The following is a 10733-nucleotide window of genomic DNA, read 5'->3' on the forward strand; positions in this document are numbered from 1 at the left end:
TGAGCGGTAATGGAGGAGAGCAGAGTGCATTTATATGGGACACAGGACATTTCAAGTGATGGGCATTTAACGATTGGTGGCGTAGATACAGTAACGTTAGCAAAGGAATACGGGACACCGCTATTCGTTTATGATACGGCACTAATTCGTGAGCGTGCTAGAGGCTTTATTGATACATTTAAGCAATTAGGTATCAAGGCGGAGGTCGCTTATGCTTCAAAAGCGTTTTCTTGCATTGCGGCATATCAGCTAGCGGCACAGGAGAATTTATCGTTGGACGTTGTATCAGGTGGTGAATTATATACTGCCATTAAAGCTGGATTCCCAGCAGAACGCATTCATTTCCATGGCAATAATAAATCATATACAGAGTTAGAACTTGCATTCGATACGAAAATTGGTTGCATCGTTGTCGATAATTTTTATGAAATTAGCTTGCTCAAAGAAATTTCAGAGGTAAAGCAGCAGCCGATGCGCATTTTATTACGTGTAACGCCAGGTGTAGAAGCACATACGCATGACTTTATTACGACAGGTCAAGCCGACTCGAAATTTGGCTTTGATTTGAATAATGGGCAAGCAGACCGCGCCTTTGAAGAAGTACGCGAGCACAAGTTTTTACAGCTTCTAGGCTTACATTGTCATATAGGCTCACAAATTTTTGAAACAGATGGCTTTAGCCTAGCTGCTGGCAAGCTAATGAAAAAAATTGGTGAATGGAAAGAGCAGCATGGCTTTGAATGCACGGTATTAAATTTGGGCGGAGGCTTTGGCATTCGTTATACTGAGGAAGATAGGCCACTTGCGCCACATATTTATGTAGCTGAAATGATTGACACTGTACAAGCAGAGGCAGCTGCGTTAAAATTAGCGATGCCGGAGATTTGGATTGAGCCAGGTCGCTCGCTTGTCGGTGATGCAGGAACATCACTTTATACGGTTGGTTCACAAAAAACAGTGCCAAATATTCGTGAATATATCGCGGTAGATGGTGGCATGAGCGATAATATTCGCCCAGCACTATACGATGCGAAGTATGAGGCCGTTATTGCAAATAAAGCAAATGCGCCGAAAAGCAGCACTTATACAGTGGCTGGGAAGCTTTGTGAATCTGGGGATAAATTGATGGTCGATGCTGCACTACAAAAGGCGGAGTCTGGTGATATTTTAGCTATGTTTTGTACAGGTGCCTACGGTTTTTCAATGGCTTCAAACTATAACCGTGTGCCGCGTCCAGCCGTTGTTTTTGTAGAGGCGGGTGAACACCAGCTAGCGATTCAACGTGAAAGCTATGATAATATTGTGCAAAACGATCTCCCGTTAGTATTGAAAAAGGGTGAGTAGTCGTTGAGAATATCAAAGTGGAAACTATTAATTGGATTAGTATCATTTATACTATTTTGGGGTTTGATTTATATTTTTGTAATCATTCCACTTTTCTTTAGTTAATGAGCATAATCGTTTCGTATAGCAGAAAATGAGGAAATATAAAAATGTTAGTAAAATATAAAAAAGCGTTTGAAAAAATTGCAATGGGTTTAATTTCGTTAATGCCGAACTGCAAAGATTCAAAGCAATTAATGGAAATTGTTCAGCATTATGAGCAGACGCCAGATTGGCAGCTTTATTTATGGAAACAGGACGATGAATTTGTTGGTACAATTGGTGTAGCTGTAGAAAATGGGATAGCTACAATTCAGCATATTTCCATCATCCCTTCTTATCACGGTGAAGGAATTACTGCTGAGATGCTTGATGAATTGCGTGCTTTAGGCTGTTATGATAGCTTGCAGTATAATGATGAAACTGCGCCATTTTTGCAACGCCATTTATTAGATGAGGAATAATGACAGAGAGGGTGTGAAGAAGGGCTGTCGCAAAAGGTAGCTTTTTCTCGCGATGCAGTGCAAACTTCACTTTCATTCGGAGGAAAACCCGCTAGACACAGCGCTTCTCCCATCTTCAAAGAACCCTCCTGTTTATTTTAACAGAAGGAGCACCACAGACAGCGACCAAAAAGCCAGCTATGCACGGCTTTTTGGTCGCCCTGTTTTTCCCCCGGCATGGAAATAAATGTTTCCATCACTTCCCTTTTACTGAAGGAGTACACTGCTAAAGCCAATGTTCATCACATTTTTAAAAGAGGCGTTTTCTATTTTTAGGAGTCAACATTTTACGAAACATCATCGCTACTGTCCAAAATGACGGCTATGCACGGCTTTTTGGACAGCCCCGTTTGCTTTCATTTTATGTTTAGCGCTCAGCTTCTCCAAACGCTCTGCAACGATATCGGAGCGGTCGCGTAGCTTATGTTTATCACGTAAAAACGTGTGGGGAACTGCCTCTAACTGAGCGATTTGCACCTTAACTAGCTGAGCGAATTGTTCATTTATAATTGTTAGTTGAAATGCTTGAAAAGTCTCGCCTGCTTGAATTGCATAAATTGACTTTGAAAGCTTCTGTAAGACATCAGCTTGATTTACCATGTCAAAAAAAGGTGAATTGCTTTGCAGGCATTTTTTTGCCTTTTGCAATGTGCGCAACGCCCCATTTGTATTGCCACGACGCCAATGATATAAGCCTGTTGCTAGTTGGACGAAGCCTACAAGAATATGCTGTCTATCGCCTGGTGCAATTTCCTTCCAGTATTCCTCTAACACTTCATGGCATTCAAAGTAATCTTCATTGCCATTGAAATAAGCGCAATATTGCACGAATAATGGATGCATAACACTCACCTTTCCTCTTTACGAAATACATATTAAAATAGTATCATAACAATTATGCCTTGGCGAAGCTCAAATATATGCTTACGACTAGGGAGAATACCTCGACATATAACGACAGGTGGTAATTAAATGTCTTATGAAGTAAAGCTTGAAGCATTTTCAGGCCCACTCGATTTATTATTGCATTTAATTAATCGTTTGGAAATTGATATATATGATATTCCGATGGCCGAATTAACAGCGCAATATATTGACCATATCCATGCAATGCAAGTGTTAGAGTTAAATGAGGCAAGTGAATATTTAGTTATGGCAGCAACGTTGCTCGCAATTAAAAGTAGAATGCTGTTGCCTATTCATGAAGGGGAGATGGAGGATGCGGAGTTTGAGCTTGACAGCGCGGACCCGCGTGACGAGCTTGTGGCACGCTTAATTGAGTATAAAAAATATAAAGAAGCGGCAACTCAGCTACAAGTGCTCGAAGGAGAGCGGGCACAGGTGTATACGCGTCCACCTGCAGATTTATCTGTATTTATGCCGGATGAGCAACTGGCATTATTCGATTCGAATGTGAATGTTTATGATATGCTCGCAGCATTCCAAAAGCTACTGCGTCGTAAACAATTAAGAAAACCTTTACAAACGAGAGTAGCAAGGCAAGAAATTTCTATACGGGAAAAAATGCATGCGGTTGTTGCCTCTTTAAAGAAAACAGGTGGACGTGCGCTATTTTCAGAGCTATTCCCTTATGAGGATAAGTCAACCTTAATTGTTACGTTTTTATCGTTGTTAGAATTAATGAAGCGCCAAGTCGTATTAGTGGAACAGCAGCGTAATTTTGAGGATTTGACAGTGCTCTTACAGAAGGAGGAAATCGATGATGAATCGGGAGACGTTGATGAGCAAAATTGAGGCACTCCTTTTCGTTGTTGGAGATGAGGGGATGACGGTACGTCAGCTAGCTAATTATTTAGATGTAGAAGTTATGGATGTTGAAGCAGGACTAAGTGAGCTTGCAACGCAATATAATGAATCAAAGACATCTGCTATAACATTGAAACAATTGGCGGGTACATATCAATTAACAACAAAACCAGAAATGGCAGAAACGATTAAAAAGCTTGTGGATAACCCAACAAGCCAGCTATTAACAGCGGCATCAGTCGAAGTGCTAGCAATTATTGCGTACAAGCAGCCAATTACAAGAATAGAAGTGGAAGATTTGCGAGGAGTTAAAAGTGAAAAACCAATTCAAACACTTGTTTCAAGGGGGCTTATTCAAGATGTCGGACGTGTAGAAGGAACAGGACGCGCCATTTTATATGGTACAACGAAGGAATTTTTAAATTATTTCGGCTTGAAGGACATAGCAGAGCTACCACCTTTACCAGAGGGACATGATATGGAAGAGGAGCAGGAAGCCGATTTATTTTTAACGAAATTCCAAGAAGCATTTAATGACTAAAGGAGTGGATATTTGAAAAAGTGGCTATGTGTCGTATTGCTTTTCGTTTTATTGCAGCCTTCAGCACAGGCAGCAGGACACGCATATGCGGTAATTGATGCACAAACAGGTAGGATGCTAATGGGGGCGAATGAGCATGTGAGATTACCGATTGCAAGCTTAACGAAAATATGGACGGCTTTAATTGTTCTTGAAAACAGCGAGCTGCATGATAAGGTGACAATTTCAGAGCACGCTGCACTAAGTGAAGGCTCTTCTATTTATTTGGAAAAAGGGCAGACGTATTCCATTGAAACATTGCTTTATGGTCTTATGTTGCGCTCTGGCAATGATGCGGCATATGCGCTTGCCGAGCATGTGGGGGGCTCTGTGGAGGGCTTCGTTTATTTAATGAATGAGCGCGCACAGCTAGCGGGCTTGTCGGCTACAAAGTTTAGCAATCCATCTGGCTTACACAATGAGGAGCATCTTTCCTCAGCTTATGATACCGCGCGTATGCTCCAAATCGCGATGCGCAACGAACAGTTTAAAAAAATCGCCTCAACCGTTATTTTTAATGGCGAGCAAAGCTGGAAAAATAAGCATCGCCTTTTATCAGAAAATAACGGCGCAGTTGCAGGCAAAACAGGCTATACAAAAGTAGCGGGTCGCACGCTTGCCACCTATTTTCAAAAAGAGCAAAAACACTTTATTGTTGTGACATTAAATGAATCAAATGACTGGCGCGTGCACACTGCGCTTGCTGACCATATCGCTAGCAATTACGCCGAGCGCACCTTAGCGAAAAAAGGAATATATACAGTAGCAGGCGAAAAAATAACGGTTAATGAGCCGATAAAAATGCTTGTGACGAAAGCGGAAGTGCGTGATATGCAGCATGTTGTCTATTTGCCAACAGACCCCCATAAAAAGGAAGCGATATGGTATGTATATGATAAGGGGCGCCCTGTACACGCTGTAGCTGTACAAAGAGAATAAGAAAAAGACAAGGGCTGTCTGAAAAGTCATTTGGAGAAAACCTCTTTGCGGTGAGAGCAGTGACAATTGATTGTGAATGCCGTATGAGTGAGTGTTTTTAGCAAATATTTAATATGAGAGATGGGGCTGTCCGAAAAGATATATACTTTTCGGACAGCCTCTTTAATATGGATAGGAACCTGAGAAAATTATAATTAGTTTAGCCATTTAAAACTGTTTCGATAGATAGTAAAGAGCCACCTGCTAACTTTCAGGGGGAAGGATACAATTTCAGTTGAACCGAATCAAATGGTTAAGCACGTTGTAAAATTTAATAATAAAAGGATTTATAATTCTTTACAGCTGTTTTACAGGTAATAGGAAGAAGGGGCAGGCAGAAGTATAAAGGAGAGGGCTCTAGACTAATCAAAAATTATGAGGTAAGACACCTTCAGCATGAAAGTATTTTACTTATGAAATAATTTTCTTATTTCTGCATAATTTTTTCATATTTATTGATTATACTTGTCTTTACATGATTAGCTGGGAGGGAGCAGTTGTGAATAAATTATCTACAAAATTAGCAATTAGCTTCTTTTTAGTTGTGCTAATAATGGAATCCATTCTGATGTACTTCCTTCATAAAAGCACGATTAATACAAGGGTGGAGGAGGAGTTTTCTTTACTATTAGCAAATGGTTCAAATCATCGTGATGTGCTTGTTGGGTATTATTCAGAAACTACTTTGAGGCACATTTCTTTAATGGAGAAGAATGGCAATCGAGAAGTGATGATTACGAATAAACATGGTGATATTATAAGCAGCTCAAACCCTTCACACATGGTACAGGAGGACGATCAATTCTTCATTAAGAATCTTCACACTGAAAAAGACGACATCATTATCTCTGATTGGAGAAGTTCTGCCTATATCGTCAGTGTTCACCCGTATAAAGTGGATGAAGAGCGTTCGGGCTTTGTGATTATGCTGCAAAACACAAACTCGCTTAATCAAATGGTAGATAAAATGAATATGCATTTTGTTTTATCAGGCATTGTAGGCTTTATTGTACTATTTATCATCTATGTCATGCTATCAAAAATCATTACGAGACCTTTAATGCGCATGAAGGAAGCAACAGAAAAATTAAGTAAGGGAAATTTTAAAGTGAGCTTGCCTAATTTGGGAAAGGATGAGCTTGGTGAATTATCGCACTCCATTCATAAGCTGGCGAACGACCTTGAACACTTGCAAAACGATAGAAATGAGTTTTTAGCAACGATTGCACATGAATTAAGTACACCACTTACTTATTTAATAGGTTACTCAAGAATTGCGATGAGAGAGGAAATTAGCATAAATGAACGTCAACGTTATATTGAAATTATTGGTGAAGAAGCAAATCGTATGAAGGATTTAGTGAAAAATTTATTGGATTTGGCTCGCATGAATGAGACGACATTTGATATATATAAAGAAACTTTTTTTGTCAGACCATTTTTAGAAAATGTTTGTAAACTTGTTGCATCCTCTTACAATTTAAAAGAAATAAAACTAGAGCTAGCTTGTGAGGAGCGGCTTCAAGTTTATTCTGATCAAACACGCTTAGAGCAGATTGTTCTAAACCTATTGGATAATGCATTGAAGTATTCAAATAAAGATTCAATTGTTGTTTTACAGGCTGAAGAAAAAAATGGGAAAATAGTTATTGCTGTAAAGGATACAGGGATTGGCATTCCAGTTGAAGAGGTTGAATATATTTTTGAAAAACTTTATCGAGTGGAGAAGTCACGTTCTCGTTCAAATGGAGGTTCTGGAATAGGCTTAGCGGTAGTGAAGGAACTCGTTGTAGCACTTGGCGGAACGATTGAAGTGAAGAGTAAAGAAGGAAAAGGAAGTACGTTTACAATTACAATTTAAAGGTGGTATTGAAGTACAATGCATACTGTTCTTTTAATTGATGATGAGCAGAGGATGTTAGATTTAGTGGAACTCTTCCTACTACCACAGGGTATGAGATGCTTGAAGGAAACAAGTGGTGAAATAGGACTCGAAATACTGAAAGAAAAAGAGGTTGACCTTGTCCTTTTAGACGTGATGATGCCTTATATGGATGGTTGGCAAGTATGTGCAAAAATTCGCGAATTTTCAAATGTCCCAATTATTATGCTAACAGCACGTGCCGATAAAATTGATTTAGTAAAAGGGTTGAATTTAGGTGCTGATGATTATATTGCTAAGCCTTTTGATGAAAGGGAATTAATAGCAAGAGTGAATGCACAACTACGCCGTGCTTCAGAAAATAGCAAATCCTCAAAAGCTGTTATTCGCTTTGAAAAGTTTATTTTAGATACGGAAATGTACGCCCTACACTACGAGCATTTAACGACACAGCTCACATACAAGGAGTTTGATATCTTAAAAGCACTTATTTCTAGACCTTTTAAAACCTTCGCACGCGAAGAATTATTAAATGTTGCATGGGAATATGAGACTGAAATAGATATCCGAACAGTGGATTCCCATATTCGAAATTTAAGAGAGAAGTTAAAAAAAGCTGGTTTTCCAGCAGATACGTTTTTAAAAACAGCGTGGGGAATAGGGTATAAATGGAATTAAGATGTTGAAAATGGAGGGAAATAAAATGAAGCATAAGCTAATTTTAGCTCTAGTAATGAGTGGGAGTTTATTAACGGCGTGCGCGCAAGAGGAGGAGGCAGTGAAGAAAATTGAAGCAACAGAAATAAAAGAAATGGTGCAAGATTATACGGCACGCAATATCACTGCAAAGTCCGCGTCTATTACCGCTACACAGTTAGTTGTGACAAACAATGACGAAGAAAAGGAAGTTTATGAGTTACCAAAAGAGGAGTTTTTTGTGTCCATCGCACCTTACATAAATGAAACACATCCTTGTCATAACCATAGCTTAACAGGTTGTCAAGGAGAGTTAGTCAAGGAAGAATTTGATATTTATATTGAAGACGAAAAGGGCAATGTTGTTGTAAATGAAACATTGCAGACGGGAGTAAATGGATTTATTGACTTATGGTTGCTGCGAAATCAAACATATCAAATTAAAATACAGCATGGTAGTAAACTGGTTGAATCTGAATTTTCTACTTTTGATAAGGATGGTACTTGCATTACTACACTACAATTAACTTAAAGAATTAGGGGGATGAAATGTCGAGTTTTTTGTCTCAAATAGGTCAAATGTTGAGTGAGCCGTTATCTTTATTTTTAAATTCATATAATCATTCGCCAATTATTGCTGCACTGTTACTAGGGCTAATTGGTGCAGTCGCTCCGTGCCAACTTACGGGGAATATTAGTGCCATTACATTGTATGGTAACCGCACGATTCAAAAGAATGCTAGCTTAGGCATTATTACTTCATTTATTGCTGGTAAAGTAGTTGTGTACAGTATAATTGGATTATTTGCTTGGCTATTTGGTCAAGCATTTGAAACAGCATTAACAACATATTTTCCTTTGTTTCGAAAGGGCATTGGTCCATTGTTAATTTTTACTGGACTCGTGCTGATGGGCGTTTTAAAATTAAAGTTTTTAAATCGCATAACAAGTCATATGCCATTGAAACTAATGCAGGGGAAATTCGGCTCATTTTTATTAGGCGCTAGTTTTGCGATTGCATTTTGTCCAACAATGTTCGTCATCTTTTTTGTCTGGCTTATGCCCATCGTTGCTTCAAGCTCTTACGGCTTAGCATTGCCAGCCGTTTTTGGTATTGCAACAACAATTCCATTATTAATTGTTTTATATCTCATCTGGTATTTTGATGTAAAGGGCTTAGTAATGAAAAAAAGCATGAAAATCGGAAGACTACTTCAACAAATAGCAGGGGTATTGCTCATTATTGTTGGTCTTTTCGATACGATTACTTATTGGGGCTAAAGGTACTCAATCAAAGGCATAGATAAATTGCGAAATCTCCAAGTTAACTATAAGTAAGGATAAATTAATTGAAAAAGCGTTAGCCAAATATAGAAAATCAGCATCACCACCACATGAAAGGTGCTGATTTTTTACTTGGAGCTTTATCATGTGACAAATTTGTCACGTCTAAATGTGAAATAAAGCTATTTTTCTTTAATAATGGCGCAAAGTGTGACATAATTTTCAACAGGTTCAGGCGCAAATGAAAGGGTTTTCGAACAATCAATCAATGAGGTGATCTTATGGAACGATTACAAAAAGTGATTGCTTATGCGGGTGTGGCATCCCGTCGTAAAGCAGAGCAGCTAATTGTAGAAGGAAAAGTAAAGGTAAACGGTAAAGTTGTCAAGGAGCTGGGTACGAAAGTATCTAATTCTGATACAATTGAGGTAGAAGGTGTAAAGCTTGAGAAGGAAGATAAAGTGTATTTCCTATTATACAAGCCAAGAGGCTATATTTCGGCAGTAACAGACGATAAAGGACGTAAAACGGTAACGGATATTTTTAAAAAACATGTGCATCAACGCATATTCCCAGTAGGTCGCTTAGATTACGATACAACGGGCTTATTGTTGTTAACAAATGATGGGGAGTTTTCTTATTTGTTAACACACCCTAAGTTTAAAATTGACAAAACATATATTGCGCGTGTGAAAGGTGTGCCGACAATCGAAGGCTTAAAAAAGCTACAGCGCGGCATTAAATTGGAGGACGGCAAGACGGCTCCAGCAAAAGTAAGCATGACATCATTTGACGAGCAGGCGGGCAAAGCGATTTGTGAAATCACTATTCATGAGGGGAAAAACCGCCAAGTGCGTAGAATGTTTGAAGCAATAGGAACGCCCGTTGTAAAGCTGAAGCGAGAGCGCTTTGCTTTTTTAGATTTAACAGGTTTAAGCCCAGGAGAGTACCGGGAACTGACAAAGCATGAAGTAAAATTGCTGCGTGTATTGGCTGAAACAGGGAAGATTGAGTAAACGTTCATAATTCATTCAAAAGTGCTTTATATTAAAAATTTGTTATTTGTTATAATAATAGGCGGGAGTAGACTGTGTGAGGAGGGTTATACGCAAATGGAAAAAAAGAAAAAGCGTTCAATTATGCGCGGTATTATTTTAGGTGTATTACTCGCTGCAATTGTTTATACGGTTTATACGACAGCGACAAAAGATAAAGTGGAAATGCTAAAGGAAGGGTCGAAAGCGCCTGACTTCGAGCTTGTTGATTTAAACGGTGAAACACATCGCTTATCAGATTATGAAGGAAAAGGTGTGTTTTTAAACTTCTGGGGTACTTGGTGCCCTCCATGTGAGCGTGAAATGCCAGCGATGGACCGCCAATACGATGCATATAAAAGTCAGGGTGTTGAAATGTTAGCAGTTAATATTGCGCAATCTGATTTTGAAGTGCAAAGGTTCATTTCTAATTTAGGGGTCGATTTCCCTGTTGTTATTGATAAAACGAGAAGTGTGCAAAAAGCATATAACGTAGGAGCAGCTTTGCCTGCGACGATTTTAGTGACACCAGACGGGAAAGTGAAAAAAATTATTACCGGTGAAATGAGTGAGGCAGATATCGCTTCATATATGGAATCCATTAAACCGGAATAGGAGTTTGACAG

Annotated in this window: 12 protein-coding genes; 11 read left to right on the forward strand and 1 reads right to left on the reverse strand. The window is 39.0% G+C overall.

All coding sequences use genetic code 11. The annotated features are described in order from the left end of the window. Positions 1-24 precede the first annotated feature (24 nt). Both lysA and C9J36_RS04645 read left to right on the forward strand, forming a co-directional pair. Positions 25-1344: a diaminopimelate decarboxylase gene (gene lysA / locus C9J36_RS04640; RefSeq protein WP_107942363.1), complete on the forward strand. Its 1320-nt coding sequence runs from the start codon at positions 25-27 to the stop codon at positions 1342-1344. Between the two features lie 149 nt (positions 1345-1493). Continuing rightward, positions 1494-1847: a GNAT family N-acetyltransferase gene (locus C9J36_RS04645; protein ID WP_107942364.1), complete on the forward strand. Its 354-nt coding sequence runs from the start codon at positions 1494-1496 to the stop codon at positions 1845-1847. A 342-nt stretch (positions 1848-2189) separates the two neighbouring features. Here C9J36_RS04645 and C9J36_RS04650 read toward each other — a convergent pair whose 3' ends face one another. Continuing rightward, positions 2190-2729 (reverse strand): DUF309 domain-containing protein, encoded by a 540-nt coding sequence (locus tag C9J36_RS04650; RefSeq protein ID WP_107942365.1) that lies wholly within the window; start codon positions 2727-2729, stop codon positions 2190-2192. A 129-nt stretch (positions 2730-2858) separates the two neighbouring features. Here C9J36_RS04650 and C9J36_RS04655 point away from each other — a divergent pair, with 129 nt between their 5' ends. From C9J36_RS04655 to resA, 9 genes are all read left to right on the forward strand, one after another. Further along, positions 2859-3641, forward strand: a complete 783-nt coding sequence (locus C9J36_RS04655) for a segregation/condensation protein A (protein ID WP_107942366.1) — start codon at positions 2859-2861, stop codon at positions 3639-3641. Next, positions 3607-4194, forward strand: coding sequence for an SMC-Scp complex subunit ScpB (scpB, locus tag C9J36_RS04660; RefSeq protein ID WP_107942367.1), 588 nt, complete (start codon positions 3607-3609; stop codon positions 4192-4194). The genes C9J36_RS04655 and scpB overlap by 35 nt, the downstream gene beginning before the upstream one ends. A gap of 12 nt (positions 4195-4206) precedes the next feature. Beyond that, a complete protein-coding gene (locus C9J36_RS04665; protein WP_107942368.1) occupies positions 4207-5172 on the forward strand; it encodes a D-alanyl-D-alanine carboxypeptidase family protein in 966 nt (321 codons plus the stop codon). A 538-nt stretch (positions 5173-5710) separates the two neighbouring features. Further along, positions 5711-7072, forward strand: a complete 1362-nt coding sequence (locus tag C9J36_RS04670; protein WP_107942369.1) for a sensor histidine kinase — start codon at positions 5711-5713, stop codon at positions 7070-7072. A gap of 18 nt (positions 7073-7090) precedes the next feature. Continuing rightward, complete coding sequence (locus C9J36_RS04675) at positions 7091-7771, forward strand: response regulator transcription factor (protein ID WP_107942370.1); 681 nt, start codon at positions 7091-7093, stop codon at positions 7769-7771. Between the two features lie 25 nt (positions 7772-7796). Then, positions 7797-8321 (forward strand): CueP family metal-binding protein, encoded by a 525-nt coding sequence (locus C9J36_RS04680; protein ID WP_107942371.1) that lies wholly within the window; start codon positions 7797-7799, stop codon positions 8319-8321. A 17-nt stretch (positions 8322-8338) separates the two neighbouring features. Beyond that, positions 8339-9070 carry a cytochrome c biogenesis CcdA family protein gene (locus C9J36_RS04685; protein ID WP_107942372.1) on the forward strand — a complete coding sequence of 244 codons (732 nt, stop codon included), beginning with the start codon at positions 8339-8341 and terminating at the stop codon, positions 9068-9070. Positions 9071-9354: 284 nt separating this feature from the next. Continuing rightward, on the forward strand, positions 9355-10089 hold the full coding sequence (locus tag C9J36_RS04690) for a pseudouridine synthase (protein WP_066171043.1): 735 nt from the start codon (positions 9355-9357) through the stop codon (positions 10087-10089). A 96-nt stretch (positions 10090-10185) separates the two neighbouring features. After that, positions 10186-10722 carry a thiol-disulfide oxidoreductase ResA gene (gene resA, locus C9J36_RS04695; RefSeq protein WP_066171039.1) on the forward strand — a complete coding sequence of 179 codons (537 nt, stop codon included), beginning with the start codon at positions 10186-10188 and terminating at the stop codon, positions 10720-10722. Positions 10723-10733: the final 11 nt, after the last annotated feature.

This window comes from Metasolibacillus fluoroglycofenilyticus (assembly GCF_003049645.1).
In the GTDB taxonomy this organism is placed as follows: Bacteria; Bacillota; Bacilli; order Bacillales_A; family Planococcaceae; genus Metasolibacillus; species Metasolibacillus fluoroglycofenilyticus.

Bases quoted from the DNA above. Each gene is read 5' to 3' on its own strand.
- C9J36_RS04645 (WP_107942364.1), top strand. From the start codon at position 1,494: ATGTTAGTAAAATATAAAAAAGCGTTTGAAAAAATTGCAATGGGTTTA.
- C9J36_RS04650 (WP_107942365.1), bottom strand. From the start codon at position 2,729: ATGCATCCATTATTCGTGCAATATTGCGCTTATTTCAATGGCAATGAA.
- C9J36_RS04655 (WP_107942366.1), top strand. From the start codon at position 2,859: ATGTCTTATGAAGTAAAGCTTGAAGCATTTTCAGGCCCACTCGATTTA.
- scpB (WP_107942367.1), top strand. From the start codon at position 3,607: ATGATGAATCGGGAGACGTTGATGAGCAAAATTGAGGCACTCCTTTTC.
- C9J36_RS04675 (WP_107942370.1), top strand. From the start codon at position 7,091: ATGCATACTGTTCTTTTAATTGATGATGAGCAGAGGATGTTAGATTTA.
- C9J36_RS04680 (WP_107942371.1), top strand. From the start codon at position 7,797: ATGAAGCATAAGCTAATTTTAGCTCTAGTAATGAGTGGGAGTTTATTA.
- C9J36_RS04685 (WP_107942372.1), top strand. From the start codon at position 8,339: ATGTCGAGTTTTTTGTCTCAAATAGGTCAAATGTTGAGTGAGCCGTTA.
- C9J36_RS04690 (WP_066171043.1), top strand. From the start codon at position 9,355: ATGGAACGATTACAAAAAGTGATTGCTTATGCGGGTGTGGCATCCCGT.
- resA (WP_066171039.1), top strand. From the start codon at position 10,186: ATGGAAAAAAAGAAAAAGCGTTCAATTATGCGCGGTATTATTTTAGGT.